The organism is Dyella tabacisoli, assembly GCF_003350925.1.
Lineage (GTDB): Bacteria > Pseudomonadota > Gammaproteobacteria > Xanthomonadales > Rhodanobacteraceae > Dyella_C > Dyella_C tabacisoli.
The window spans coordinates 780,488-806,140 of record NZ_KZ857173.1; the positions used below are offsets into that span (position 1 = coordinate 780,488).

Annotated in this window: 26 protein-coding genes; 19 read left to right on the forward strand and 7 right to left on the reverse strand. The window is 59.9% G+C overall.

The genetic code is table 11. The features are described from left to right. Positions 1–18 precede the first annotated feature (18 nt). Positions 19–405, reverse strand: a complete 387-nt coding sequence (locus tag DVJ77_RS03265) for a DUF423 domain-containing protein (RefSeq protein ID WP_114844221.1) — start codon at positions 403–405, stop codon at positions 19–21. A 61-nt stretch (positions 406–466) separates the two neighbouring features. Between DVJ77_RS03265 and DVJ77_RS03270 the strand changes: the two genes are divergently transcribed. The 3 genes from DVJ77_RS03270 (at position 467) to DVJ77_RS03280 (ending at position 2,870) form a co-directional block, all read left to right on the forward strand. Next, positions 467–1,099: an SCO family protein gene (locus DVJ77_RS03270; RefSeq protein WP_114843998.1), complete on the forward strand. Its 633-nt coding sequence runs from the start codon at positions 467–469 to the stop codon at positions 1,097–1,099. Further along, entirely contained in the window at positions 1,096–1,581 is a 486-nt protein-coding gene (locus tag DVJ77_RS03275) for a copper chaperone PCu(A)C (RefSeq protein WP_114843999.1), read from the forward strand. The genes DVJ77_RS03270 and DVJ77_RS03275 overlap by 4 nt, the downstream gene beginning before the upstream one ends. Before the next feature lie 131 nt (positions 1,582–1,712). Beyond that, the gene (locus tag DVJ77_RS03280; protein ID WP_114844000.1) at positions 1,713–2,870 is read left to right on the forward strand and encodes an isovaleryl-CoA dehydrogenase; all 1,158 of its coding nucleotides are present in this window, start codon (positions 1,713–1,715) and stop codon (positions 2,868–2,870) included. A 59-nt stretch (positions 2,871–2,929) separates the two neighbouring features. On the opposite strand, the gene DVJ77_RS03285 is transcribed toward DVJ77_RS03280, so the two are convergent. Continuing rightward, on the reverse strand, positions 2,930–5,752 hold the full coding sequence (locus DVJ77_RS03285; RefSeq protein WP_114844001.1) for a S8 family serine peptidase: 2,823 nt from the start codon (positions 5,750–5,752) through the stop codon (positions 2,930–2,932). 228 nt (positions 5,753–5,980) lie between these two features. Between DVJ77_RS03285 and DVJ77_RS03290 the strand changes: the two genes are divergently transcribed. The 3 genes from DVJ77_RS03290 to DVJ77_RS03300 all read left to right on the forward strand — a co-directional run bounded on the left by DVJ77_RS03290 (position 5,981) and on the right by DVJ77_RS03300 (position 9,509). Further along, entirely contained in the window at positions 5,981–7,162 is a 1,182-nt protein-coding gene (locus DVJ77_RS03290) for an acetyl-CoA C-acyltransferase (protein WP_114844002.1), read from the forward strand. Positions 7,163–7,328: 166 nt separating this feature from the next. Continuing rightward, a complete protein-coding gene (locus DVJ77_RS03295) occupies positions 7,329–7,727 on the forward strand; it encodes a hypothetical protein (RefSeq protein WP_114844003.1) in 399 nt (132 codons plus the stop codon). Positions 7,728–7,901: 174 nt separating this feature from the next. Further along, positions 7,902–9,509 (forward strand): carboxyl transferase domain-containing protein, encoded by a 1,608-nt coding sequence (locus DVJ77_RS03300; RefSeq protein WP_114844004.1) that lies wholly within the window; start codon positions 7,902–7,904, stop codon positions 9,507–9,509. 23 nt (positions 9,510–9,532) lie between these two features. Here the strand turns inward: DVJ77_RS03300 and DVJ77_RS03305 are convergent, their stop codons facing one another. The 3 genes from DVJ77_RS03305 to DVJ77_RS03315 are packed head-to-tail and all read right to left on the reverse strand — an operon-like array spanning position 9,533 to position 11,918. Beyond that, a complete protein-coding gene (locus DVJ77_RS03305) occupies positions 9,533–9,829 on the reverse strand; it encodes a DUF6587 family protein (RefSeq protein WP_114844005.1) in 297 nt (98 codons plus the stop codon). Further along, a complete protein-coding gene (gene feoB, locus DVJ77_RS03310; protein WP_114844006.1) occupies positions 9,826–11,676 on the reverse strand; it encodes a ferrous iron transporter B in 1,851 nt (616 codons plus the stop codon). The genes DVJ77_RS03305 and feoB overlap by 4 nt, the downstream gene beginning before the upstream one ends. Then, positions 11,673–11,918 (reverse strand): FeoA family protein, encoded by a 246-nt coding sequence (locus DVJ77_RS03315; RefSeq protein WP_114844007.1) that lies wholly within the window; start codon positions 11,916–11,918, stop codon positions 11,673–11,675. Before DVJ77_RS03315 ends, feoB begins: the two co-directional genes overlap by 4 nt. Positions 11,919–12,077: 159 nt before the next feature. Between DVJ77_RS03315 and DVJ77_RS03320 the strand changes: the two genes are divergently transcribed. The 13 genes from DVJ77_RS03320 to DVJ77_RS03380 all read left to right on the forward strand — a co-directional run bounded on the left by DVJ77_RS03320 (position 12,078) and on the right by DVJ77_RS03380 (position 23,344). After that, a complete protein-coding gene (locus DVJ77_RS03320) occupies positions 12,078–12,869 on the forward strand; it encodes an enoyl-CoA hydratase-related protein (protein ID WP_114844008.1) in 792 nt (263 codons plus the stop codon). Between the two features lie 49 nt (positions 12,870–12,918). Beyond that, positions 12,919–13,305 carry a VOC family protein gene (locus tag DVJ77_RS03325; protein WP_114844009.1) on the forward strand — a complete coding sequence of 129 codons (387 nt, stop codon included), beginning with the start codon at positions 12,919–12,921 and terminating at the stop codon, positions 13,303–13,305. 70 nt (positions 13,306–13,375) lie between these two features. Beyond that, positions 13,376–13,894 carry a cupin domain-containing protein gene (locus DVJ77_RS03330; RefSeq protein ID WP_114844010.1) on the forward strand — a complete coding sequence of 173 codons (519 nt, stop codon included), beginning with the start codon at positions 13,376–13,378 and terminating at the stop codon, positions 13,892–13,894. A gap of 112 nt (positions 13,895–14,006) precedes the next feature. Continuing rightward, positions 14,007–15,995, forward strand: coding sequence for an acetyl/propionyl/methylcrotonyl-CoA carboxylase subunit alpha (locus DVJ77_RS03335; protein ID WP_114844011.1), 1,989 nt, complete (start codon positions 14,007–14,009; stop codon positions 15,993–15,995). Positions 15,996–16,075: 80 nt separating this feature from the next. Beyond that, the gene (locus DVJ77_RS03340) at positions 16,076–16,972 is read left to right on the forward strand and encodes a hydroxymethylglutaryl-CoA lyase (RefSeq protein ID WP_114844012.1); all 897 of its coding nucleotides are present in this window, start codon (positions 16,076–16,078) and stop codon (positions 16,970–16,972) included. A 127-nt stretch (positions 16,973–17,099) separates the two neighbouring features. Further along, the gene (locus DVJ77_RS03345) at positions 17,100–18,401 is read left to right on the forward strand and encodes a metal-dependent hydrolase family protein (RefSeq protein WP_225427804.1); all 1,302 of its coding nucleotides are present in this window, start codon (positions 17,100–17,102) and stop codon (positions 18,399–18,401) included. Beyond that, positions 18,398–18,886: a GNAT family N-acetyltransferase gene (locus DVJ77_RS03350; protein ID WP_114844014.1), complete on the forward strand. Its 489-nt coding sequence runs from the start codon at positions 18,398–18,400 to the stop codon at positions 18,884–18,886. The genes DVJ77_RS03345 and DVJ77_RS03350 overlap by 4 nt, the downstream gene beginning before the upstream one ends. Positions 18,887–18,967: 81 nt before the next feature. After that, positions 18,968–19,435, forward strand: coding sequence for a GNAT family N-acetyltransferase (locus tag DVJ77_RS03355; RefSeq protein ID WP_114844015.1), 468 nt, complete (start codon positions 18,968–18,970; stop codon positions 19,433–19,435). After that, a complete protein-coding gene (locus tag DVJ77_RS03360; RefSeq protein WP_114844016.1) occupies positions 19,432–20,001 on the forward strand; it encodes a GNAT family N-acetyltransferase in 570 nt (189 codons plus the stop codon). The genes DVJ77_RS03355 and DVJ77_RS03360 overlap by 4 nt, the downstream gene beginning before the upstream one ends. Before the next feature lie 123 nt (positions 20,002–20,124). Further along, positions 20,125–20,892 (forward strand): SDR family NAD(P)-dependent oxidoreductase, encoded by a 768-nt coding sequence (locus tag DVJ77_RS03365; protein WP_114844017.1) that lies wholly within the window; start codon positions 20,125–20,127, stop codon positions 20,890–20,892. 11 nt (positions 20,893–20,903) lie between these two features. Next, positions 20,904–21,752, forward strand: coding sequence for a hypothetical protein (locus DVJ77_RS03370; protein ID WP_162791353.1), 849 nt, complete (start codon positions 20,904–20,906; stop codon positions 21,750–21,752). Positions 21,753–21,816: 64 nt separating this feature from the next. Continuing rightward, positions 21,817–22,380: an elongation factor P-like protein EfpL gene (gene efpL / locus DVJ77_RS03375; RefSeq protein WP_114844019.1), complete on the forward strand. Its 564-nt coding sequence runs from the start codon at positions 21,817–21,819 to the stop codon at positions 22,378–22,380. Between the two features lie 130 nt (positions 22,381–22,510). After that, the gene (locus tag DVJ77_RS03380; protein ID WP_114844020.1) at positions 22,511–23,344 is read left to right on the forward strand and encodes a hypothetical protein; all 834 of its coding nucleotides are present in this window, start codon (positions 22,511–22,513) and stop codon (positions 23,342–23,344) included. Positions 23,345–23,771: 427 nt separating this feature from the next. Here DVJ77_RS03380 and DVJ77_RS03385 read toward each other — a convergent pair whose 3' ends face one another. Beyond that, positions 23,772–24,614, reverse strand: coding sequence for a hypothetical protein (locus DVJ77_RS03385; RefSeq protein ID WP_225427766.1), 843 nt, complete (start codon positions 24,612–24,614; stop codon positions 23,772–23,774). 152 nt (positions 24,615–24,766) lie between these two features. Then, a complete protein-coding gene (locus DVJ77_RS03390; RefSeq protein ID WP_162791354.1) occupies positions 24,767–25,309 on the reverse strand; it encodes a TetR/AcrR family transcriptional regulator in 543 nt (180 codons plus the stop codon). Between the last annotated feature and the right edge of the window lie 344 nt (positions 25,310–25,653).

Below are 25,653 nucleotides of genomic sequence, written 5' to 3' on the forward strand. Positions count from 1 at the left end.
ATGGCTCCTCGCCCGCCCTCAATCTGGCTGCCGGCTGTTACCGCACAAGCCCATCCCCAGCGCTATCCAGCCGACCATAAAGGCCACGCCACCCAGCGGCGTAATCGCCCCGCACCAGCGCGGCGCCCCCAGCGCCAATGCATACAGACTGCCGCTGAACAATACGATGCCGATCGCGAATGCCGCGATAGCCCAGCGACGCGACACTGCGCGCGGGGCGAGCACCGCCAGCACCAAAGCCAGGGCATGCCAGAAGTGATACTGCACGGCGGTATGCCATAGCTCGCTACCACGGGTATCGAGCACATCGCGCAATGCATGTGCTCCAAAAGCACCCAGGATCACCGCGCTGGCGCCGACGAAGCCGACCAGCAAGCCGGTGAAAGGACTGACAGTTTGTCGCATCGGGGCAAAATCCTTCGTTATGTTAAAGCCAGCAAAACCATCGGTATCGTATGCTGCCGGCATGAACAGCGCCGATTCTCGCACCCCGTTTCATCGCTCCGCCCGCATCCTTTTGTTGCTGGTCTTGCTCGCTGCGGGTGCATTACTCACCGCCTGCAATCGCGGTGAGCCGATGGCATGGCGGTTGACCAACGTCACCGGACACATGCCCGATCTCGATTTCAAACTCACCGACGATCAAGGCAAAACCGTCACCGGCAAAGATTTTCGCGGCAAGGCCGTATTGCTGTTTTTCGGCTATACCCATTGCCCGGACGTCTGCCCGCTGACTCTGGCGCAATTGCATGTCGCCATGCAGCGATTAGGACCACTGGCGGATGACGCCCGCATCCTGTTTGTTTCCGTCGACCCTGCCCGCGACACGCCGGAAATCATGCACGCTTACGTCAATGCTTTCGATCCGCGCGCCGTCGGCCTTACCGGCACATCGGGCGATATCGAAGCACTGGCCAAACGCTACCGCTCCGCGTTTACGCGCGAGCCGGATAAGGGCGATAACAACTACAACGTCAGCCACAGCTCGGCGATTTATCTATTCGACCGCAACGGCAAGGCACGACTCTTGTCTACGCCAGCCAATCCACAGGACGATCTCGTCCACGATCTGTCTCTGCTACTGGAGACCAAGTCATGATGATCCGTACTCTGTCGCTGCTGGCTGGCCTATGGCTCGCCGGCGGCACCCATGCCACCGAAGCCGACCATATCCATGCCAGCAAGGCGTGGATCCGCTTGTTGCCCGGCAACCTGCCCGCCGGTGGTTTTGTGGTGTTGGAGAACCATGGCGACCAACCCGCTTCACTGCGTGCCGCCAGCAGTTCGATCTATGCCGACGTAATGCTGCACAAAAGCAGCACGACCGGCGGCATGGGGCGCATGGAGATGGTCGATAACCTGACCATACCCGCCAACGGCAAGGCCGAGCTTTCGCCGGGCGGCTATCACCTGATGTTGATGAAGGCGAGCAAGCCGGTAAACGTCGGCGACACAGTCAAGCTAAGCCTGCAATTTTCCGATGGCAGCACGCTGAATACAGATTTCATCGCCCGACCAGCGAACACCATCGACGGCGCCGAATCACCGTCCGGGCATGAGATGGATCATTCGCGGCATTGAGCTTTTCCATCGGTAAGGTGCCGCTGCGGGTCGTTAAGGATGCCCTGACCTAACTGGTGCGCTGCGCCAAGGTTTATTGCCGCAATAGCGCTACCATTCTCGGGTTTGCACCACTCATCAGGAGTTACACCATGCGCCCGTTTCCGCTCGGAGAAGACATCGACCTGCTGCGCGAGAGCGTGCATGGCTTCGCGGAAAAAGAGATTGCGCCCCGCGCCGATCGTATCGATCACGAAAACCTTTTTCCCGCCGACCTCTGGCGCAAGTTCGGTGAAATGGGCTTGCTTGGCGTGACCATTCCCGAGGAATACGGCGGCAGCGGCATGGGTTTTCTCGCGCATATGGTGGCGATGGAGGAAATCTCGCGTGCGTCGGGCTCGGTCGGCCTGTCTTACGGCGCACATTCCAATCTGTGCGTGCAAAACATTTTCCATAACGGCAACGAAGCGCAACGGCGTAAATATCTGCCCAAGCTGTGCAGCGGCGAGCACGTCGGCGCACTGGCGATGAGCGAACCCGGCGCCGGCTCCGACGTGGTCGGCTCGATGATCTGCAAGGCCGAGCAGCGCGGCGATGTCTGGGTCGCCAACGGCACCAAGATGTGGATCACCAATGGTCCCGATGCCGACGTGCTGCTGGTTTATATGCGCACGGCACCGCGCGTTGCCGGCAGCCGCTGCATGACCGCCTTCATCGTCGAAAAAGGCATGAAAGGTTTCAGCACGGCGCAGAAGCTGGACAAACTCGGCATGCGCGGCTCAAACACTTGCGAGCTGGTGTTCGACAATTGCGAAATCCCTGCTGAAAATATTGTCGGCGAAGTCAACGAAGGGGTACGCGTGTTGATGGGCGGCCTGGACACCGAGCGCCTGGTGCTGTCGGGTGGCCCGATCGGCCTGATGCAAGCCGCGCTGGATCTGGTGCTGCCCTATGTCCGTGAGCGCAAGCAGTTCAACGCGCCCATCGGTACCTTCGGTGTGATGCAGGCCAAGATCGCCGACATGTACACCGCGCTGCAGAGCGCACGCGGTTTTGCCTACATGGTGGCGCAGCAATTCGACAACGGCGTGAAATCACGTATCGATCCCGCCGCCTGCCTGCTCAACGCCTCGCAGAATGCCGTGCAGGTCGCACTGGAAGCGATCCAGACCCTGGGCGGTAACGGCTATATCAACGAGTTCCCCGCCGGCCGTTTGCTGCGCGATGCGAAACTCTACGAAATCGGTGCCGGCACTAATGAAATCCGCCGCATGCTGATTGGCCGAGAGTTGTTTCACGGCAAGGCATGAGTGCATCGAAGCCGACAGTCATGCTGTCGGCTTCGAGTCTGTCTAAAGACAGCGCGATCTCAAAAGCCGTATTGATAATTGAGCGTGGCCATGTTCGCCTGCCCGCGCTGACTGAAATGCTGGTCGTAACCCAGCAACAGGCTGGAGCGCGGTGTGATTTCCCAATTCAAAGTGGTTCCGGCGACGCCGCTGTAGCGCGACAAGCCGATACCGGCCAGCGGCGCCCATTGCTCGACACCATTGAAACTGGCTTGGAAAACCTCGCCGCGCATCGCGAATGCCTGCTGCCATAGCAGCCGCATCTGCAAGCTCAGATGACCACCGCCAGCCAAGGTCCAGCGATGCATGGCACGCAGGCCGATACCGGCTTGCCAGCGCTCAGTGATTTGCGCATTGGATTTCAAGCCAAAGCCACTGCCACCGAACTCATTGAAACCATCACGCTGAATACGCGCGTATTGCAGGTTCACATAGGGCGTCAACTGGGTGCCACCCCAAACATAGCGATAGCCGCTTTCGCCATAAGCCACGTCGTAGCTGCCGCGACTGTCGCTAGCGACACCTGCAAGCTGGGTACCCAACTGCAAGCTGCGCCGCATGGTTTCCCGATAGCTGCCGATACCGATGCGACCTATCGCGTACCAATCGTTCTGAATCAGGCCGCCGTAGAGCATGCCCTCCATGGCGTGGCTGCGCCCTTGGTCTGCGCTTTCCGCCAGCCGCCCTAATCCCTGTGCCTGGCTGATCGCGAAACCGCTGATACCGTTGCTGCCGAAGCGACGATCCTGACCGATCATCCAGCCGCTGAGGTCATAGCCAACATTGCCATAGCCGTTGCGGCTCATGCTCCCGTGATAACCGAGATCCTGCGCCCAACCCCCGCTTACAGGAGCGTCGAGCAAATGATCGAAACGATCCGAAAGCGCACGCGTACCGGCATCGATCGCTTCGAATGTCATCGCCGCGCTGGCCGCATGCAACTGGCCAGACAGGCTTTCCAACGAATGCTGTACTGCTGCCGTCGTGGGCGACTGTTGCAAGCTTGCCGCACCGGCGATAAAGGCCGGGCTGATTTGCTGGATGTCGCTCGGCTTGGCGCCGACCGATACCGCGCTTTGGCCTAGCTGGGTATTGATCTGGCCGAATGCGTTGTCGACTCGTTGTGCCGCAGCGTACGACGCGGGCGTGTAGCTCACGCCCTGCACCGCACTCACTTGCACTTGCTGCACATTGAGCCAGGCGCTGGTCGCACCGTAGTTGAGAGTGGCGTTCAACAATACGTTCGAGGCGCTATTGAGGGCCGAGAAGGTGCCGCTAAGGCCGGCACTCGCACTAAGCACATCGGTATGCGAATTGACGACATAGCCTTGCTTGGCGCCGATCACAAACAGATCGCCACCGGTAAGGCTGGCATGCCCCGTAACGCGTAGCGCCGAGCCTAGTTCAAGCGCCAATCGGCCCGCACCTTGTTGGTTGTAATCGCCACCCACGGTGACATCGCCGCCTCGCACGGTAAGCACGCCGGCATTGCTGATGCTGCCGCTTATCGACGGCGTATCAGCGAGCTGACCGCCCGCACTGATGTTTACGCTGGAAGCCAATGATCGTGCGACAAGCACACCGGCCTGCACCTGCGTCAAGCCGGCATAACTGGCCGGCTGCGTAAGCGTGAGCGTACCGCTGCCTTGCTTGATAAGGCCGCCGGCCCCGGAGATCGCGTTATTCCAACTGGACGCGCCGGTGAAATTCACCGTGACATCGCCCCAGTCAAACTTGGCCGGCCCGTTTACCGCCTTGCCGACATTAAGCATGCCGTAGCCAAATACGGGGTCGGGCCCCGGCGCGCCCAAGTCGGTCGCCGTACCGAGCAAGGTCTGCCGCACCAGGTCGTTACTGAAATACGGGTAGGCCTGCCATACCAGTGCCGCTGCGCCGGTTACCTGCGGCGCAGCCAGCGACGTGCCTTTGACGATCCAGTAAGTAGGATTTCCCACCGTGTCATCTTTGCCGCTGACAATCACGTCACCGGCCGCGGCAAGGCAATAGCTCATCGCCTTGCCGCAGGCATTCGAATAACTGGCCAGGTGGGTCGGGTTATTGCTGTCCACCGCAACCACCACCAGCCAGCCCCTGGTCAGGTCGGGGGCGCGATTGGGCAACGCGGCGACATCGCTAGGATCGGCCTTGGAGTCATTGCCGGCGGCAAACACCACCAAGCCACCCCATTGGTTGATGAACTTGTTGTAGGCGTCGTGGAAACTTTGCGTCGTGGCCGTATCGGTTGCGTCCCAATACAACCCGCCCCAGGAGTTGTTGCTCACCTTGACGCCATTGGCAATGAGATCGTTATTAACCGCACCGAGCGGATCGGCTGTGCTGACCCGGTTGCCTTGGCCTGAGCCATCGTCCTTGGGGGCGGTATCGCTGATGATGCGCGCGGCAACCAGGTTGGCGCCCGGCGCAATACCGCCCGGATATTGGGCGAATGCGGTTCCGGCGGCGATTTCCGATACCCAGGTGCCGTGGCCGACCACATCGTCGATGCCGAGGTTGTTGGCGCTGGGGTCGACATAGACCAGCTCTTTGACCACCCGCCCCGCCAATGCCGGGTGATTGCGCATGATGCCGCTATCGACCACGCCAATGGTCACACCCCGCCCGGTAAAACCCTGGCTGTGCGCGGCATAGGTGTTGGTCAAGCCAAGCTGGGCGTCAAATGGCGGCTGCGTGCTTGGCGTAACCGGTGGCGGTGGCGGCGTGGTTGGCGTCACTTTGACATTGCCATTGCCGCCTCCGCCGCCTCCGCAAGCGCTCAGGCTCAATGCCATCAAAATCAACGCAACGGCTTCGCGCCGCCGTAGCCCCCGCATCTTCGTGTTCATATGCACTACCCCATATGCACGACCCCAATCCTGGCGATCACATCCATCTACTGACGCATGGCGCTATACATGCTACCCCCGCCGAGCATAACGCTGCACAACGCAAACACAACCAAGTGCGCCGCAGCCCGCATGCTTGTGCGAGGAGGGGGTGTTTGCCGTGATTCCTAACCGGCTGCGATAATCAGCGGATTGCTTAGCGGGCACCTGCCCCTTACGGAGATACCCATGTCGGACGTCAGTGTTGTCATTGCCGGTGCCAAGCGCACCGCCATCGGCTCTTTCCTCGGCCAGTTCACTGGCGTAGCCACCCCGGTTCTGGGCGCAACCGCCATCCGCGCCGCGCTGGAGCAGTCCGGCTTGACGGCAGATGCCGTCAGCGAAGTCATCATGGGCTGTGTGCTGCCCGCCAACCTTGGCCAGGCCCCGGCTCGCCAAGCCGCACTTAAAGCCGGCCTACCGGTCAGCACGGGTTGTACCACGGTCAATAAAGTCTGCGGTTCGGGCATGAAGGCGATCATGCTGGGCCACGACCTTATCAAGGCCGGTTCGGCCGCGGTGGTCGTTGCCGGTGGCATGGAGTCGATGACCAACGCGCCGCATATGGTCAACGCACGTACCGGCATCCGTTATGGCGACGGCCAATTGGTCGATCACATGGCATGGGACGGTTTGACCAACCCCTACGACGGCAAGGCGATGGGCGTGTTCGGCGAGCTGTGTGCCGACAAGTACCATTTCAGCCGCGAAGAACAAGACGCCTTCGCGATCGAATCGGTAAAGCGCGCGCAGGCTGCCCAGCAGTCCGGTGCCTTTGCCGATGAAATCGTTCCGGTGACCGTCGCCGGCCGCAAAGGCGAGGTGCAGGTCGACACTGACGAGCAGCCGGGCCGTTCGGACATCGGCAAGATCCCAACATTGAAACCCGCCTTCCGCAAAGAAAACGGCACGATTACCGCCGCCAGTTCTTCCAGCATCTCCGATGGCGCAGCGGCAGTAGTGCTGCTATCGGCAGCCGATGCCCAGGCACGTGGCGTGAAGCCGCTCGCGCGCGTCGTCGCGCACGCCACCCATTCGCAAGAACCCGAGTGGTTCACCACGGCACCGGTCAGCGCCATCCAACAGGTGCTGGACAAAGCCGGCTGGAAGGTCGCTGACGTCGATCTGTTTGAAGTCAACGAAGCCTTCGCCGTGGTCGCCATGGCGCCGATGCGCGAGCTAGGCATTGCTCACGAAAAGCTCAACGTCAACGGTGGCGCCTGTGCACTTGGCCACCCGATCGGCGCCAGCGGCACCCGCCTCGTCGTCACCCTGCTCAACGCACTGAAGACCCGCGGCCTGAAGCGCGGTGTTGCCGCTCTGTGCATCGGCGGCGGCGAAGCCACCGCAATTGCCATTGAGCTTGTGTAGACTAAGCCCTCTCCGACCACGCAAAAAGGGTGCCGGCAACACCTCCGGCACCAGCAGGGTGTTTAATACGCCCTGAAGCCGTCACACAAAAAAGTGGCGCAAGGTCGGCGAAAGCGTTATTAATACGCCCGCCAAACGGCATTCCACGGCATAAAGGAGATTCACAATGAAGTTCACGCGTACCCTACTCGCCTCCGCGCTCGTCGCGCTGCTGGCGGCTTGCAGCAACGGCGCGCAGGATTCCGCGCAGGACGCTCAGAAGTCGGCTGACCAGGCTCAGCAGTCTGCTGATCAGGCTCAGAAGGCTGCTGCTGCTGCTGCTCCGGCTTCGACTGCTGCCGCTCCGGCTGCTGCCCCGGCTTCGACCGCTGCTGCTCCGGCTGCTGCTCCGGCCTCGACTGCTGCTGCTCCGGCAACTGCTCTCGACCAGGCTAAGGATGCCGCCGGCAAGGCTGCCGACGCTGCCAAAGACGCTGCTGGCGCTGCTAAGGATGCCGCCGGCGCTGCTAAAGATGCCGCCAAAGAAACTGCTGACAAAGCTAAGGACGCCATGAAGGGTAACTAATACCCTTTGTTGGTTTCCAGAAAACCGGCCGCTTTTGCGGCCGGTTTTTTATTGTGACTTGACCCAGCGGCCGCGATGGCGGCCGGTTTTTTTCATGACTCGACCCAGCGACAGTTCAGGTGTGGCGCGGCGACCGCTATCATCGGGGACTCACTTTCACGGTAGCCACGAGTCATGAGTGTCATCGCCTCGCAGATCGACCCCCGCTCGACCGAATTCCAGGCCAGCAGTACCCAACTGCGAGCGCTAGTCGATGAGTTGCATCGCGAGCTGACGCGCAGTGCCGAAGGCGGTGGCGATAAGGCCCGCGAGAAGCACACGGCACGCGGCAAGCTGCTGCCGCGCGAACGCATTCGCGCCCTGCTCGATCCCGGCTCACCGTTTCTCGAACTGTCGCCATTGGCCGCTCACGGCATGTACGAGGACGCCGCACCGGCCGCGGGCATCATTACCGGCATTGGCCGCGTCAACGGTCTCGAAGTAGTGGTGGTCGCCAACGATGCGACCGTCAAGGGCGGCACATACTTCCCGATGACCGTGAAAAAACATCTGCGCGCGCAAGAAGTCGCGTTGGAAAACCGCCTGCCCTGTATCTATCTGGTCGATTCAGGCGGCGCCTTCCTGCCGTTGCAGGACGAAGTATTTCCAGACAAGGAGCACTTCGGGCGCATCTTCTTCAACCAGGCGCGCATGTCCGGGCTGGGCATTCCGCAAATCGCGGTCGTCATGGGGTCATGCACCGCAGGCGGCGCCTATGTGCCGGCGATGAGTGACGAAACCATCATCGTGCGCGAGCAAGGCACCATTTTTCTTGGCGGCCCGCCGCTGGTGAAGGCCGCCACCGGCGAAGTGGTCGATGCCGAGGCGCTTGGCGGTGCGGACGTCCATACGTCAATCTCCGGCGTGGCCGATCACTTCGCAGAAAACGACGCCCACGCGCTGTCCATCGCTCGCGACATCGTTGCCAGTCTCAACCGAAAAAAAGACATGCCACTGGCATTGCGCACGCCCGTCGAGCCGCGCTATCCGGCTGACGAACTGTATGGCGTAATTCCGCTCGATACTCGTCGCCCATTCGACATCCGCGAGGTGATAACGCGCATCGTCGACGGCTCCGAGTTTCATGAGTTCAAGGCTCGCTACGGCAAGACCCTGGTTTGTGGCTTTGCCCACATCCACGGCTATCCCGTGGGTATTGTCGCCAATAACGGCATTCTGTTCGCCGAGTCCGCGCTCAAAGGTGCGCACTTCATCGAGCTATGCAACCAGCGCAATGTGCCGCTGGTATTTCTGCAGAACATCACCGGTTTCATGGTCGGCAAGAAATACGAAAACGCCGGCATCGCAAAAGACGGTGCGAAAATGGTCACCGCGGTGGCCTGCTCGCATGTCCCCAAATTCACCGTGGTGATCGGCGGCAGCTTCGGTGCCGGCAACTACGCAATGTGCGGCCGTGCTTATGGCGCCCGTTTTCTATGGATGTGGCCGAACGCGCGAATCAGCGTCATGGGCGGCGAACAAGCTGCCTCCGTGCTCGCCACCGTGCGTCGCGACGGCATTGAAGCCGCGGGCAAGACCTGGAGCGCGCAAGACGAGGAAGCCTTCAAGGCTCCGATCCGCGACCAATACGAACGCCAGGGCCACCCCTACTACGCCAGCGCGCGGCTGTGGGACGACGGCATCATCGACCCCGCCGACACCCGCCGTGTGCTTGGCCTGGCGATTTCAGCTTCGCTCAACGCACCGATCGAGCCGCAGCGCTACGGCGTGTTCCGCATGTAGCCGACGTGGCGATGATCGCCGCGTCAGCGATTGCGCGGACGAAAGGTCAGCGGCTGCACATCATGCTGTGCAGCCGGGGCCGGGCCACAGGTACCGCACGTGCCGCAGCCGTCACCGCAACTTCCCGTTGCCTGCTTAGGTTGCAGCCAGCGCCCCATACGGCGCAGCCAAGACGAACGCCATGGTTTGTTCAAGCTAGCCGAAGCCTGTGCCAGCCAGCGCACGCTGATGCCGGGTAGCAGCTTGCGAAACGCATAAAGCGCGCTGCCTGACACCAACAGGCCGATCAACAATCCCTGCACCAGTCCAAAGGCGGTCATGTCAGTGCCTTGGCGATTTGATAAGTGAAAAGCGAGGCGAGATAGGCCAAGCCAAAAAGGTAACCCGCCGTGATCGCCACATTGCGCCACGAGTTGGTCTCGCGGCGAATCACCGCCAACGTGGACATGCATTGCGGCGCGAATACGTACCAGGCCAACAACGACAGCGCGGTGGCTAGCGACCATTGCTGCGCGATCACTGGACCGAGCTGGCTGGCTACGGCATCGGTACCACCGGACATCGCATATACCGTGCCCAAAGCGGATACCGCCACTTCGCGCGCCGCCAGGCCTGGGATCAGCGCAATGCAGATCTGCCAGTTGAATCCGATCGGCGCGAATACGTAATGCAAGGCATGACCAAGCCGTCCAGCGAGGCTGTAATCAATCGCCGGCTGCGTGGCGCCCTCCGGTGGCCCCGGAAAGCTGGATAGAAACCACAGCAATACCGTCAGCGCGAGGATGATGCCGCCAACGCGCTTCAAAAAGATCTTGGCGCGCTCCCACAGGCCAAGCGCCACATCGCGCAGGTTCGGCATGCGGTACGACGGCAGCTCCATCAATAAAGCGTGTTCGCTTTTATCTTTGCGGAAGCGTTTGATAACGAAGGCTACGGTCAACGCACTGACGATGCCCGCCACATACAACGTAAACAGCACGACACCCTGCAAGTTGAAAATACCCCACACCGTGCGATGCGGAATAAATGCGGCGATCAGCAGCGTGTAGACCGGCAGCCGTGCCGAGCACGTCATCAAGGGTGCTACCAAGATGGTGGTGAGGCGATCGCGCGGATCGGTAATGCTGCGCGTAGCCATGATGCCGGGAATGGCGCAAGCAAAGCTCGACAGCAATGGAATGAAGGCGCGCCCGGTAAGGCCGGCTTTGAACATCAGCCGATCGAGCAGAAACGCCGCCCGCGGCAAATAGCCCGATTCCTCAAGTATCAGAATGAACAAAAACAGGATGAGAATTTGCGGCAGAAACACCAGCACTGCGCCAAGACCGGCAAAGATGCCGTTATTGAGCAGGCTATGCAGGGCGCTGTCGGCGGGTAGGGCCACTGTCAGCATGTTACCCAGGTCAGTGACTCCAGCCTGGATGCCCTCCATCAATGGCTTGGCCCAGGAAAACACTGCCTGGAAAATCATGAACATCAAAATGGCGAGAATGCCCAAGCCGAATACGGGATGCAGCGCCCAGCGATCCAGCGCATCGTCAATCGCCGCCGTCGCACGAGGCATCACCACCGTCGCGGCCATCAGTTCGCGCACTTGCGCATGCAGATCGGCACGACTGACGGCATCGTCCGACTGCGCAGCTACAGCAACGGGCATCACCCCATCGACACGCTCGATCAGCGCTTTCGCTCCGCCGCGCTTTACGGCTACGGTTTCAACCACCGGAGCGCCGAGCCGGCGTTGCAGTTCGGCAACATCGATAGCAATGCCGCGACGCCGTGCGGTATCCATCATGTTCAAGGCCAATACTACCGGGCGACCCAGACGCTGCACCTCCAGCACGAAACGCAGGTGCAGACGCAGGTTGGTGGCGTCGGCGACACAAACGATCAGATCCGGTGCAGGCTCGCCCGGATAATTGCCTTCGCAAACATCGCGGGTGATTTGCTCGTCTGGGCTGTTGGCGTCGAAACTGTAAGTGCCCGGCAGATCGAGCAGATGCAAGACGCGACCCGATGGTGCGGTAAAACGGCCTTCTTTGCGTTCAACGGTGACGCCGGCGTAGTTCGCTACTTTTTGGCGACCACCGGTGAGCAGGTTGAACAACGCGGTTTTACCGCAATTGGGGTTACCCACCAGCGCAATACGCAAGGTACTCGCGCTCATGCTTGAACCTCTATACAGACACTGACACGGGCGGCTTCGCTACGGCGCAGGGCGAAACGGGTCGAGCCAATTTGTACCAATAACGGATCAGCACCCAGCGGGCCGCAAGCGACCACGCGCACCGGCTCGCCCTCAACGAAACCCAGGTCGCGCAATCGTTGCGCAATCAGGTCGGCATCATGGGCATCGTCTACTCGGTCTACCACGGCGGCAGAACCCTTTGGCAGTTCAGACAGGCGCACGGCAACCACTCAAACAAGAATGGTTCGCATTGTACATTACGCGCGGAAAATGGGGAGTTGTGCGTCATGGCGCAAGTTCGTGCGGCCATGCCATGCGCCATTCCCCACTCTCGATTCTTAAGCTCTCTACAATCCACCTACTTCGTCATAGAGCCGCGCATGTCCACTGTCTTGATAACCCATCACGAAGCTACTCGCCAGATCACTCTGAATCGGCCAGAAGTGCACAACGCGTTCGATGATCGCCTGATCGCCGAGCTGACCCAGGCGCTGGAAGCCGCCGCTAGCGATGCTTCTGTGCGAACGGTGGTGCTGACAGGCGCCGGCACCAGCTTTTCAGCCGGTGCGGATCTGAACTGGATGCGCGGGATGGCCAAAGCCAGCGAAGCGCAGAACCGTGAAGACTCGCTGCGATTGGCTCGTTTGATGCGTACGCTGCAATTTCTGCCCAAACCGACCATTGCTCGCGTCAATGGCGCCGCTTATGGCGGCGGCGTAGGCCTGGTGGCTTGCTGCGATATCGCCATTGGCGTGGATACCGCCAAATTCGGCTTGACCGAAGTGAAGCTCGGCCTGGTGCCGGCAGTGATCTCGCCCTATGTGATCCAGGCGATCGGACTACGCCAGGCACGCCGACTGTTTCTTACCGGCGAGCTGTTCGACGCCGCCACCGCGCAAAACATCGGTCTACTGCATCAAAGCGCACCGGCGGACGGGCTGGACCATGCCGTGCAAAGCACACTCGGCCTGCTCGCCAAAGCGGGCCCGGTTGCACAAGCCGAAGCCAAACAGTTGGCGTTCCGCACCGCCGGCGTTACCGCCATGACCGCCGAGCATATCGACCATGACAACGCGGCCCTGATCGCTCGTTTGCGCGTTTCCGCGGAAGGCCAGGAAGGGCTTGGCGCATTTCTCGACAAACGCGCAGCAAACTGGAACGCATCCGCGTAACAAAATCCGAGCTAACATCCTGTTTCTTGCCAGCAAAAGGACCTGCGTCATGTTCGATCATCTCGGCTTGCAAGTTTCAAACTACGAACACAGCAAAACTTTTTACCTACAAGCTTTGGCTCCGCTGGATGTCGCCTTGGTCATGGAGGTTACCGCTGAGCAGACCGGCGATTGTGCACATGCGGGCTTTGGCATCGACGGCAAGCCTAGTTTCTGGATCAGCGAAACGCTTACCCCCGCGCACGGCATGCATATCGCCTTGACGGCCAAGAGTCGGGCCACCGTGGATGCGTTCTATGCAGCGGCCCTCGCCGCTGGTGGCCGCGATAACGGTGCGCCCGGCCCGCGCCCACATTACCACCCGGATTACTACGGCGCCTTCGTACTCGATCGAGACGGCAACAACATCGAGGCGGTCTGCCGCTTGCCTGTTTAGTACTGCGTCCCTGCCCCATTGGCCGTGCAGCCGGTGGGCGCCCCTCGTCGCCCCATGCGTAGAGACACCCATGCCCCACCCGATCATCAATATCGCCGACGTCGAACCGCAGCCGCTGCCGCCAAGCTATAGCGCCACCGGCGCAGCCGCCGAACGCTACGCACCGCGCATAGCCTGGCTTAGCCCGCAATTGGGTGCGCAAAAGCTCGGCTACAACATCACGGCGCTAGCGCCGGGCAAACGCGCCTTTCCGTTTCATTGCCATCGCATCAATGAAGAGATGTTCTTCATTCTCGAAGGTAACGGCGAAGTACGTATCGGCGACGAGCGCCATCCGATCCGTGCAGGCGACATCATCGCCTGCCCGCCCGGCAGCTCGGAGTCAGCGCATCAGATCAGCAATACCGGTACGGTGGAACTGCGCTATCTCGCCGTCAGCACCAAACAGTCACCGGAGGTTTGCGAATATCCCGACTCCGGCAAGTACGCCGTCATGGCGGACCCGCTTGCCAGCGTCGACGGCAAGTCACCTGGCTTTCGCGTTGTCGGCAGGGCCGGTGAATCGGTGGACTACTGGGAAGGCGAATAAGCCACAGTGCCTCGGCGCTGACCCTCCATGCTGCGCCGCGCATCGGCGGCGGCGCTGCAATCTGTTAGTTTTAACGACTTTGCACCCACCTGCAAAGCGTCAAGGATCCTGCATGTTCGAGCGCGTACTTATTGCCAACCGTGGCGAGATCGCCTGCCGCGTGATCCGCACCTGTCGACGCCTCGGCATCCACACCATCGCGGTGTATTCACAAGCCGATGCCGATGCGCAACACGTACGCCTGGCTGACGAAGCCTGGCCGATCGGCGGGCCTCGACCGGCCGATTCCTACCTGCGCGGCGCAGCCATTCTCGAAGTCGCCAAGCGATCCGGCGCGCAGGCCATCCACCCATGTTATGGCTTTCTATCGGAAAACACCGGCTTCGCTCGCGGCTGCGCAGAAGCTGGCATCGCCTTTATCGGCCCCAAACCAGAAAGCATCGACGCGATGGGCTCCAAGGCCGCCGCCAAAGCGCTGATGGAAAAACATACGGTGCCGCTGGTCCCCGGTTATCACGGTGAAAATCAAGACCCTGCCTACCTCGCCGAGCAGGCAGGCAAGACCGGCTTTCCTCTCATGATTAAGGCCGCGGCCGGCGGTGGTGGCAAAGGTATGCGCATCGTGCGTACCGAACAGGAATTTGCCGATGCGCTCGCTTCCGCGCAACGCGAGGCCGCCAATGCCTTTGGCGACACGCGGGTGATTCTGGAGCGCTATGTCGAGCATCCGCGCCATATCGAATTTCAAGTGTTCGGTGATAGCCACGGCAACGTGATCCATCTCAACGAACGCGAATGCTCAGCGCAGCGCCGTTACCAGAAAGTGCTGGAAGAAACGCCCTCGCCCTTTCTCGATGACGCCCGTCGCAGCGCCATGGGCGCCGCAGCCGTAGCAGCGGCGAAGGCCGTCGACTACATCGGTGCCGGTACGGTGGAGTTCATCGTCGCGCAGAACGGCGAGTTCTTTTTCATGGAGATGAATACGCGCCTGCAAGTCGAGCATCCGGTTACCGAAGAAACGCTGGGGCTGGATCTGGTCGAGTGGCAGCTCCGCATCGCCGCCGGCGAACCGTTACCGCTCAAACAGGAACACATCCGCGCCCACGGCCACGCCATCGAAGTGCGCCTATACGCCGAAGACCCGGACCAGAATTTCCTGCCGGGCTCCGGCAAACTGCTGACCTTGCGCCTGCCGAAACCATCGCGCCATGTACGCATCGATGGCGGCGTGATCGAAGGCGACACCGTAACGATCTTCTACGATCCGATGATCGCTAAATTGATCGTGCACGATCGCGACCGCACCCAAGCCTTGCAACGGCTGCGTGAAGCACTTGAAGCGTGCGAAATCATTGGTCCGAAATCGAATATCGCTTTTCTCGAACGACTCGCCCGCCACCCGGTGGTCGTCGAGGGACGCATCGACACCGGTTACCTTGACCGCCATCTCGAAGAGTTCTTGATCGGCGACGTCGAGCCCACGTCAGGTGTGTTATTCGCCGCCGCCACCGCTGCGCTGCTATTTGACGAGCATGCCGTGAAAGGTGCCTCCGGCGACCCGCATTCACCGTGGGCCCGCGCCGATGCGTGGCGTATCGGCCATGCAGGCAAACGCATCGTTGCGCTCTCTGCGCGTGATGCTCGCTACGAAATCGAAGCATATGGTCATGACGGCGACTATCGCCTGCAATATGCCGGCGCTGCTTGCGAAGTACATGGCGCGCGCCATGATGGCGAAACACTCAGCGCCCGCTTCGATGGCGAAGCGCTGCGACTGCCCTTGCGCGCCGATGCACAGCACGTGCTGCTGCATGAGGCCAACGGCCAGCGCCACAGCTTTCTTCGTGCTGCGGCATTCGCCTGGGAGTCCAAGGAAGGCAAAGGCGGCAACCAGATCATTGCGCCGATGCCCGGCCGCATCGTGCTGGTGAATGCCAAGCCCGGCGACAGCGTCGAACAAGGTCAGGAGCTGCTCGTCATGGAGGCGATGAAGATGGAGCTGGCCTTGAAGGCACCGCGCGCCGGCACCATCGAAAGTATCAATGCCGCCCAGGGCGACTTCGTCGAAGCCGATGCCGTACTGGTACGTTTCGAGTCGTAATCTTAGGTAGAGCGGCCGATGAGACATCAGCCTCATGGTGTCATCGCTTTACCGGTTAGCTACAAAACGTGGAGCTTTGTATGAACACCACTGAAGTGCGCATCGTCGAAGTCGGTGCCCGCGACGGCTTGCAGAACGAAAAAACCCTGCTGCCCGCGGATGTAAAAATCGCGCTGATCGACCGACTCTCTTCTACCGGCCTGAAGACCATCGAAGCCACCAGCTTCGTCAGCCCCAAGTGGGTACCTCAACTCGCCGATGCCGCCGAGGTGTTTCGTGGCATCCGCAAGGTGCCCGGCGTGAGCTATCCCGTGCTGGTGCCCAACGAACAGGGCTATCAGCGTGCGCGCGATGTCGGCGCTACCGAGATCGCCGTATTCACGGCCGCATCGGAAGCGTTCAATCAGAAAAATATCCATGCCTCGATCGACGAATCCATCGAACGTTTCATCCCGGTGCTTGAGCGCGCCAAAGCTGACGGCGTCAAAGTGCGCGGCTATGTCTCCACGGTGCTGGGCTGTCCGTATCAAGGCGACGTGCCCGTAGGCGACGTCGTGCGTGTAGCCCGCCGCTTATACGAACTGGGTTGCTACGAAGTTTCCCTGGGCGACACCATCGGCGTCGGCACGCCAGCCAAGGCACGCGCGATGCTGCACGCGGTGGCGCAAGAGTTGCCGATAAGCGCATTGGCCGTGCATTTTCACGACACCTATGGCCAAGCATTAGCCAACATACTCGCTTGCCTTGATGAAGGCGTGCGTGTCGTCGACAGTTCGGTTTCGGGCACTGGCGGCTGCCCCTACGCCAAAGGCGCCACCGGCAACGTCGCCAGCGAAGACGTGGTCTATATGTTGCACGGCATGGGTGTACATACCGGCATTGATCTGGATCTGCTGATCGCCACCGGCGCCTGGCTGGCCGCGCAATTGCACAAGGAAACGGCAAGTCGGGTCACCAAGGCGCGCACGGCAGTCTGACCTGCAACTCGCGATGTCGCGCATCGCATCGCTAGAATCAAGCCTCAGGCCGTCATCCCGGCGCAAACCGATATGGCGGCGAGAGATTTCGTCCTACTGGGGATGCGTGATGTGGCTCAACTCAACCATGCGATGGCGGCAGCTTCTGCTCTGCCTGCTTCTGAGCGGGGTGGCCCCCCTTCATGCAGCCGTGCCGGTAGAAGACTGGCTGCTGCTGCCCGAACGGATATGGACAGGCGACGGTGACGGCACTCATACCGGCTGGGCGGTACTGATTCACGATGGCGCCATTGCCGCCGTAGGCCCCGCCGCATCCATTCAGGCGCCCGAAAACACACAGCGCATCACCCTGCCAGGCGCCACACTTACGCCCGGCCTGATCGACCTGCATTCGCATCTGTTTCTGCACCCCTATAACGAAACGTTATGGAACGATCAGGTGCTGAAAGAACCACAGGACTACCGCACTCTGGAAGCCGCCGAGCATGCGCGCGCCACTTTGCAGGCAGGCTTTACCAGCCTGCGCGATCTCGGCACCGAGGGCGCGGGTTATGCCGATGTCTCGGTAAAACGCGCCATCAATGAAGGGCTGATCCCCGGACCGCGATTATTCATCGCAACCCGAGCCATCGTTGCAACCGCCAGCTATGGCCCTGGCCCAGGTGGCTTTCGCCCCGATATCGAGCTACCCGGTGGCGCCGAAGAAGTCAGCGGCATCGATGCCGCCGCCCGCGCGGTACGCGAGCAAGCGGCACGCGGCGCCGACTGGATCAAGCTTTACGCCGACTATCGAATCGCTGCCGATGGCAGCAGTGCACCCACCTTCACCGCCGCCGAACTTAAAGCGATCGTGGATACCGCGCATCTGTCCGGCCGCCCGGTTGCCGCGCATGCCTCGACCGATGCCGGCGCACGCATGGCGGTGGAAGCCGGCGTGGACAGCATCGAACACGGCTATGGCGCCAGCGAGAGCACGTTCAAACTGCTCAAGCAACGAGGCGTAGCCTATCTACCCACACTCACCGCCGTAGCGTCGACCGCCGAATATTTCGACCACTACCGACCTGGTCAAAGCGAACCGACGCCGCGTATGCGCGAAGCCGAAAAAGCGTTTCGCAGCGCACTGAAACTCGGTGTCATCATCGGCAACGGCAGCGATGTCGGCGTGTTCGCACACGGCAGCAACTGGCGTGAACCGGTGGCGATGGTGAGCTATGGCATGACACCTGCGCAGGCCTTGCATGCGACAACCACGGTGGCCGCACGCATCCTGCGCCAGCACGATCACATTGGCCGGATCGCACCCGGCCTGCGCGCCGATCTTGCCGCCTTCAGCGGCGACCCCAGCGTTCAGATCGAAGCACTCCGGCATCCTGTCTTCGTGATGAAAGACGGCACGATTTACCGCAAACCTGAAACCACGCCATGAGTCCACTCTTTCAGATTCGCCCCATCGAACAGCGCGACAACACCGCCGTTGCGGCCATCATTCGCGCGGTGATGCCGGAATTTGGCGCCGATGGCCCCGGCTTTGCGATCCACGATGCCGAGGTGAACCTGATGTTTGAGACCTATACGCAGCCGCACTGCGCCTATTTCGTCATGGAGCAGGACGGCACCGTACTCGGCGGCGGCGGAATCGCACCACTGGAAAACGGCGAGCCCGATGTGTGCGAGCTGCGTAAGATGTACTTCATGCCGGCCGCGCGGGGCTTAGGTGCCGGCAATGCGATGATGCAGCGCTGTCTTGAGGCCGCCCGCGCCCGTGGCTTCCGCCGCTGCTACTTGGAAACGCTCACCGGGATGGATGCCGCCAAAGCGCTGTACCTGCGCCATGGCTTCACCCCGTTGAGCGCACCCATGGGCGGCACCGGTCACTTTAGCTGCGACCGTTTTTTTATCCGCGATCTTTAAGAGATTGATCTTTAATAGTTTGATCTTTAAGGGTCTGTTCAAAGATTAGGCAGCATTACGATAAATCAGAGCATCTCCAGCATGACCAACCGTCCAGAACTGAGTTTTTGCATCGATGATCCGAGCGCCCCGGATGTCTATCCGCTGATCGAGCAACTGGACGGTTATCTGTCCGAGCTCTATCCGACCGGAAACATTCACCCGGTCTCGGTGGCGGCACTGCAAGAGCCCAATGTCACCTTCATTACTGCCCGCGTGGATGGCGCACCGGTCGCCTGTGGCGCCTGCATCGATCATGGCGACTACGTCGAGGTCAAACGCATGTACGTGCTGCCCGCTTGCCGCGGGCTGGGTTTGGGCAAGCAATTGCTGGAAGCGCTGGAAGCGCAGATACGCCGCAACGGCGGGCAGTTGATTCGACTCGAAACCGGTACCGCACAAACCGAAGCACTGGAACTCTACGGGCGGGCAGGCTACCGCCGCTGCCTGCCCTTTGGCGATCATCACGCCAACCCGCGCAGCGTCTGTATGGAAAAGGTACTTGTATGATTCGCGTCGCCCGCATCGAAGATGCCGCCGCCATCCATGCCATCTACGCCCCAGCCATCACCGACAGCGCGATTACTTTCGAGAACGAGCTTCCCGGTGTCGAGGCCATGTGCGAACGCATCCGCACGCGTTTGCAGCACTACCCCTGGCTGGTTTGGGTGGAGCAAGGCCAGGTACTGGCCTATGCCTATGCAACCCGGTTTCGTGAACGCGCCGCCTATGACTGGATCGCCGAAACCTCGATCTATGTCCATGCCGATGCGCGTCGACGCGGCATCGCGCGACGCCTCTATGCAGCTTTGCTCGACAGCATGCGCCTGCAAGGCATCAACCAAGCCGTCGGCGTCATCACCCTGCCCGGTAAGGTTAGCGTGGCGCTGCATGAGTCGATGGGTTTCGACCCTGCGGGTGTGTGGCGCAAAGCGGGCTATAAGCTAGGGCAATGGTGGGATGTGGGGGTGTGGCAACTGCAGTTGAACGAGCCGCACATACCGCCAGGGCCAGTCATCGCATTCTCATCGCTGGCGCACTCGCCGCAGCTCGACCTGGCGTTGAACAAGGCCTGACATAAGTGCCGGCATCCAGCCTGTCGGTTAGCAAGCAGCCTCGCCGCCACAAGCCGTACAGGCTCCTAGGAATGCCCCACTCGGCTACCATTGCGTTTTTTCACGGCTTTGCGGGAACCTCATATGCAGCTCGATCAAGTCAAGGCGATCATCACCGGCGGCGCCTCCGGTCTCGGCCACGCCGTGGCGCAACATCTGGTGGCGAATGGCGGCAAGGTCGCGCTATTCGACGTGAACGAGGAGAAAGGCCAGGCTGCCGCCAAGTCGCTTGGCGGTCATGCGCACTTCTTCCGCACCGACGTCACCTCCGAGGAAGACGTCACTGCGAACGTTGCCGCTGCGCGTGAGGCGCTGGGCGGATTGAATGTGGTAATGAACTGTGCCGGCATTCTCGGCGCCGGTCGCGTGCTCGGCAAGGATGGCCCGATGCCGCTCAATACCTTCGCCAGCACGGTCATGGTGAACCTGGTCGGTAGCTTTAACGTCGCCAAGGCCGGCGCCGCGCTCATGCAAGGCAACGAAACCGGTGAAGATGGCGAGCGCGGTGTCATCATCAACACGGCATCCGTAGCCGCCTATGAAGGCCAGATCGGCCAGGCCGCCTATTCGGCATCCAAAGGCGGTGTCGTCGGCATGACCTTGCCAATGGCGCGTGAGTTATCGCGCTTCGGTATCCGTGTGGCGACGATTGCACCGGGCATTTTCTGGACCCCGATGGTCGATGGCATGCCGCCGCAAGTACAGGAGTCGCTGAGCGCATCCATCCCGTTCCCGTCGCGCCTGGGCAAGCCTGATGAGTTCGCCTCCACCGTCGCCTTTATCCTTGGCAATCGCTACATCAACGGCGAAACCATTCGTCTCGATGGCGCTGTGCGGTTGCAGCCCAAGTAAGGGGAATGAGCATGACGAATGCAGTTATGCGCACGCTCCTTTTTGCCATAGCCATTCTTTTTTCCCTGACTGGCCATGCCGCAGGCAACCCTAACAAATCAGCCTGCCAGGCTGATTTGAAGAACCTGGTTGTTCCAAACTTCAAGACAGCGATGAATAAGAGTGACATCTCTGTCGATATCGACGAGAACGACCACGGCGTCTATAAAGTGCGATTGTCCGTAGCCGCGGACAATCCTGGCAAGCAAGTGTCCATCGGCTGGGTGACGCTGGATACCAACAAGGGCACCGCCTACGACATCAGCAAGGATGATCGGCATCCCGAGACATTGCATGTCGATGCAGGCAAGTACCAAAACTTCATCGACACCTGCCTCCATCCTGTGAACAAGAGCGCCAATGAGGCCTTGGCGAATACCCATTTGCCGTTCGCATTCGAGACCTATTTCCGATGCGCCACAGGCGCAGAAAAAGCGAATGACTGCAGCACCCGCTTCCATGCCTATCCTGTTAGTGCCGTAGGCAATGAGTTGAGAAATCAGATCGACTCAAGTATCGATACGGTGTTTTTCCTGCCACCCCTGGGGGATTTAAAAATCATCCTTGCGGGCAGAACGGAAACCGACGTCAATGCCTACGAGCTTTATGTCTTTAAAGGCAATAAACGGGTATCAAAGGAATTGATCGGCAACATGGACGACGACAGCATGGTGACTTTTGATATCAGCAAAGACTACTTAATTACCACCTATGCGCGAAAAGGGACCATCCAAAGCAAGATAAGCAAGGTCACCCATCTGAAACTGGATGGCAGCGGTAATTTCATTACCTGCGCCGACGCAAATCCTACTTGCAAGTAGCATGACTGGCCACGCGCCACCGTACTCCATATCCATTCCCACTCTCCATGCCAAGCCAAAAACCATGAAAGCTTCCGACGTCAAGAAAGGCAACGTAGTCGAACACGACGGCACCGTATACCAGGTGCGCGATATTGAGCGCAGCTCGCCATCGGCGCGCGGCGGCAACGTTACGTTCCGCTTCACGCTGTACTCGATTCCTGCCGGGCGCAAATACGATCTGAGCCTGCGCGCCGACGACGACCTGAAGGAAATGGAACTGGTCCGCCGCGCAGCTAATTTTTCCTATATGGATGGCGAGGCATTCGTATTCATGGATGCCGAGGACTACACCCAGTACCTGCTGACGCCGGAGCTGGTCGGCGACAACAGCGGCTATATCGTCGAGGGTGTTGAAGGTTATTACGTGCAATTGATCGACGACGCACCGGTGGGCATGCAAGTACCGACCAGCGTCGTACTTACCGTGATCGATACTGCGCCCGAAATGAAAGGCTCCAGCGCCACCAAGCGGACCAAGCCGGCCAAGCTCAACACCGGCGTCGAGATCCAGGTGCCCGAGTACATCAGCAACGATGAAAAAGTGTGGGTCAACACCGTCACTGGCGAGTTCGCCGGACGCGCCTGATTCACGTTTGATTTGTGGCGGCTGCGACGCTTCCCTCGGGCCAGCGTCGCAGTCGTACGACCTGCCCCAAAGTGCTGGGTCTGATACAGCCCTACGTAGGGGGCGACTTCAACGCCAGCTAAAGAGCAACATGATAAGCACGCTACTCAGTACCTTGCTGTTATTGGCCGCTGACTCACACGTCACGGCCGCTTCGGCCAACGACATCGACAGCTTCATCAAGTCCAGCGAAGCCTGCGCGCTTTGGCGCGACAGCATCAAGGATCACTCCACGCCCGCCTCGGCCGCTGTCACCGGCGATACATGCAATCCCTTGCCACGACGTCTCGCCGAGCTTCGCGCAGCCAACGCTCATGATGTCGCTGCGCTGCAGCGGCTAAACACCTATGACGGCAAGACCGGCCAGTCCATCGCACCCTTGCCGAAAGACGTCGCCGCCGTCATCGATCGTCTGCAGCAATGTGGATTTCTCGGCGGAGAGTTCGGCGGCGACGGCTCGACCGAGGACCGCGCAACCACGCTCAAGATGGACAAGCTGCGCTGCGGAGATGCGCTGACCGCGGATTTGCACAACCTTCGCCAGCGCTTTCGTGACGATGTGCGGGTCAGCACGCGTCTGGCCATGTACGACAACGAAGGCACACCCATAGCGCTGATCCCGGAAGACTTGAGCGCCTTTGAAACACAAAGCGGCGCCTGTGCCGAGCAGCATGGCAACAGCACCGTCTGCACGCAGCTGCCAGCAGGCCTGACCAAGCTTCTAGCGAAGTACCACAGCCAGCGCACTCTTTATCCAGAACATTGCGTATGGGACGAGGAGCATTGCTACGACTCGACCACCGGCCTGCCGGTCCAGATCAACGAACGCTGGGATGCAAGCAAGATGCACGTGCTCAAAGACCCGGCCAGCGGCAAGCCATTGATAAGCATTACCCCTCGCAAACTCGGCACGGGTGGCGGTTAATTTCGACTTGGCGGACAGGATTCAGCCGGCGCAAAAAAAAAGCCCGCGATGACGCGGGCGAACCTCACCAGGAAGTGGAGCGTGTAGGTGACCAAGTTCATGTCACCTCACAAAGACGATATAGCGCAGTCCAGCCGGCAACTCGAATGCTTCTATGCATGCACTGCTGACACTAAAAACTTGCCCTGGTAAAACCTGCAACGACGCTTAGCCTCATGGCAGGCCTTGCCCTGAATCCTGTCGGCCATCCGTAAGCCAGCGGGTCCGGCGCTTCATACGCCGAACCCGCCTCCCCCTGATCAAACACTGGCGTGATTGACCAGATGCGGTACCTCCATGCGCCACAGCCCATCCCTGCGCCGCAGGGGTCACAACTCCTTGCAACGCCCTTCCTAAACTCAATCGACCCGGACTCAATTGACCCAGGCTAACCAGCCCTGGCCAGCACGGGTGCATTGAAAGCCACCGTGCTCAACATTTCTTTTGCCATCTGCGCCTGCGTTAGCTGAAAGCTCCAGAATTGCGCCCAGAGATCGCAATAGCGCAGGCACAATGCCTGTATCCGCGGATACTGATCGGGCGTGAGCGCCTGCGTCAGAATCAGCCATAAATCATTTTCGTGATCGTCATCAGCAGCATCCGAACTAGCGTCCTCACTGATGCCGTGCACAAAGTAGTAGCCATTGTTTACATCGATGCCCAGCGCTCGCGTCGCTTCGCGCAAAGGGGGACTGAAAAGGATGACCTCCTCCTCCGCCGCAGCCAAGAGCACGACCACATCGATATAACTGCCGTAACTGTGTTCGAGATACTCGCGCACACTTTGCGATGACTTGCTTGGTGCATAGGTCTTACGCGCCTGCTGCGTGATCTTGTACTCATCGAGTACGCGCTCAAAGAGTGGATAGTGCGCGTAGGCCGGATTACCTCGGTAGTAACCGTCAACGTCGAGACCGGGACGAAAACCGAATTCATCCAGGTCATTGAGTGTGAGCAAGAAACGAGGCGCCAGTTTGGCACCTGGATGCAGACGCGGCTCTAGCTGGCGACTCTGTAGCTGCGCAGCTAACAGCGCGTCGGTAAATATCTGCACAATCGCGTGGCGATATTCCAGATGGATTGTCCGCATGGCGGCGTGATCGAGCGCACCGCCGTTTAGCACAGCGATAGCGGGATGCTTGGCAACCGGATGCTCGGCAATCAATTGCCGTAAATTCTCAATAAATGCAGCATTCCGTTGCCACAAGTCCTCAGAAAGACTTGCTCGCATGGCGGTAACCGCCTTTTTGCGAGGTTGATCCAAATCAGCCATCAGAGAAGGCATGGATGTTCCCCCAGTGTTTGACTGCACTTACCAACAATAAACCAAACGTTTGGTTTTTTATCAAACAAATCTACGGATGTAAAGCGATACATCAATAGCTACAGAAGATTGCGAACTGAATCACAACACCGCCGCAAGGTCTCTTCGTCGCCAACAATCTGTAGCCAGATCACCGCACCCTCGATCTTTGCCAGCGCGTCGGCACTCAACCGCTGAGCTTCCTCGTTGCCATACCGCGCGACAAGCAAATCGGCCATCACGCTCTGCCAACGCAGGAAAAAACGCTGAATGATCTCACGCGCCTCCTTGCTCTCCTGCAAAGCATCGGGCCAAAGGTGAACCAAAGCGCAAACACGATGCTCGATGTAGTAACTCTCTACGGCATCGACCATAGCACCCAGCCGCTCTTTCGCCCCAACGTCGGTGCGCAGCGCAGGCGCAAAAACCTCATCTTCGAACAGTTCGATGACATGACCGATCACCTCGACCAGCAAGTGCTCTTTGTTCGCGAAATGATGATAGATGCTCCCTTTCAACAAGCCGCTGGCACGGCCTATATCGGCCATGGAAGTACGTTTGTATCCCTTGTTACGGAACAACGACAGTGACACTTTAATCAAATGAGATGAGTCTGTTTTCATGCGCGGCATTCTCCATGTGGGTCTGCTGAGATCCAGAACGAGTAAAGCCTGTTCCTTGTCTCCAAGTAGCTCGCAATGAACAGGCTCTTAGCCGTCCACCAGCACGGTGGCCGTACTCTACCGGGATTTTCAGCGCCCCGGATTTAGATCTCCATACGGCTTCCCGCCTATGCCAACTGCATCAGCTTCGTCAACCGTAAAGGCTACTATCCATCCAGGGGAACCCAGCTTACTCCAGGGATGCTCTGATCTAATCAGCGCAGGCATCACCGTAGCTGTCTGCTCGCAGATCACTTGGTGTTGGCGAGCCAGCGCACCGAAGAGCTGCAGGCGGACAGCTACGG

Excerpts from the sequence above, each read along its gene's own strand:
- DVJ77_RS03370 (WP_162791353.1), top strand. The coding sequence starts at position 20,904 with ATGACGAATGCAGTTATGCGCACGCTCCTTTTTGCCATAGCCATTCTT.
- DVJ77_RS03280 (WP_114844000.1), top strand. The coding sequence starts at position 1,713 with ATGCGCCCGTTTCCGCTCGGAGAAGACATCGACCTGCTGCGCGAGAGC.
- DVJ77_RS03350 (WP_114844014.1), top strand. The coding sequence starts at position 18,398 with ATGAGTCCACTCTTTCAGATTCGCCCCATCGAACAGCGCGACAACACC.
- DVJ77_RS03290 (WP_114844002.1), top strand. The coding sequence starts at position 5,981 with ATGTCGGACGTCAGTGTTGTCATTGCCGGTGCCAAGCGCACCGCCATC.
- feoB (WP_114844006.1), bottom strand. The coding sequence starts at position 11,676 with ATGAGCGCGAGTACCTTGCGTATTGCGCTGGTGGGTAACCCCAATTGC.
- DVJ77_RS03300 (WP_114844004.1), top strand. The coding sequence starts at position 7,902 with ATGAGTGTCATCGCCTCGCAGATCGACCCCCGCTCGACCGAATTCCAG.
- DVJ77_RS03340 (WP_114844012.1), top strand. The coding sequence starts at position 16,076 with ATGAACACCACTGAAGTGCGCATCGTCGAAGTCGGTGCCCGCGACGGC.
- DVJ77_RS03345 (WP_225427804.1), top strand. The coding sequence starts at position 17,100 with ATGCGATGGCGGCAGCTTCTGCTCTGCCTGCTTCTGAGCGGGGTGGCC.
- DVJ77_RS03390 (WP_162791354.1), bottom strand. The coding sequence starts at position 25,309 with ATGAAAACAGACTCATCTCATTTGATTAAAGTGTCACTGTCGTTGTTC.
- DVJ77_RS03365 (WP_114844017.1), top strand. The coding sequence starts at position 20,125 with ATGCAGCTCGATCAAGTCAAGGCGATCATCACCGGCGGCGCCTCCGGT.
- DVJ77_RS03275 (WP_114843999.1), top strand. The coding sequence starts at position 1,096 with ATGATGATCCGTACTCTGTCGCTGCTGGCTGGCCTATGGCTCGCCGGC.
- DVJ77_RS03295 (WP_114844003.1), top strand. The coding sequence starts at position 7,329 with ATGAAGTTCACGCGTACCCTACTCGCCTCCGCGCTCGTCGCGCTGCTG.
- DVJ77_RS03385 (WP_225427766.1), bottom strand. The coding sequence starts at position 24,614 with ATGCGAGCAAGTCTTTCTGAGGACTTGTGGCAACGGAATGCTGCATTT.
- DVJ77_RS03360 (WP_114844016.1), top strand. The coding sequence starts at position 19,432 with ATGATTCGCGTCGCCCGCATCGAAGATGCCGCCGCCATCCATGCCATC.
- DVJ77_RS03305 (WP_114844005.1), bottom strand. The coding sequence starts at position 9,829 with ATGACCGCCTTTGGACTGGTGCAGGGATTGTTGATCGGCCTGTTGGTG.
- efpL (WP_114844019.1), top strand. The coding sequence starts at position 21,817 with ATGAAAGCTTCCGACGTCAAGAAAGGCAACGTAGTCGAACACGACGGC.
- DVJ77_RS03380 (WP_114844020.1), top strand. The coding sequence starts at position 22,511 with ATGATAAGCACGCTACTCAGTACCTTGCTGTTATTGGCCGCTGACTCA.
- DVJ77_RS03320 (WP_114844008.1), top strand. The coding sequence starts at position 12,078 with ATGTCCACTGTCTTGATAACCCATCACGAAGCTACTCGCCAGATCACT.
- DVJ77_RS03285 (WP_114844001.1), bottom strand. The coding sequence starts at position 5,752 with ATGAACACGAAGATGCGGGGGCTACGGCGGCGCGAAGCCGTTGCGTTG.
- DVJ77_RS03335 (WP_114844011.1), top strand. The coding sequence starts at position 14,007 with ATGTTCGAGCGCGTACTTATTGCCAACCGTGGCGAGATCGCCTGCCGC.
- DVJ77_RS03330 (WP_114844010.1), top strand. The coding sequence starts at position 13,376 with ATGCCCCACCCGATCATCAATATCGCCGACGTCGAACCGCAGCCGCTG.
- DVJ77_RS03355 (WP_114844015.1), top strand. The coding sequence starts at position 18,968 with ATGACCAACCGTCCAGAACTGAGTTTTTGCATCGATGATCCGAGCGCC.
- DVJ77_RS03325 (WP_114844009.1), top strand. The coding sequence starts at position 12,919 with ATGTTCGATCATCTCGGCTTGCAAGTTTCAAACTACGAACACAGCAAA.
- DVJ77_RS03270 (WP_114843998.1), top strand. The coding sequence starts at position 467 with ATGAACAGCGCCGATTCTCGCACCCCGTTTCATCGCTCCGCCCGCATC.
- DVJ77_RS03265 (WP_114844221.1), bottom strand. The coding sequence starts at position 405 with ATGCGACAAACTGTCAGTCCTTTCACCGGCTTGCTGGTCGGCTTCGTC.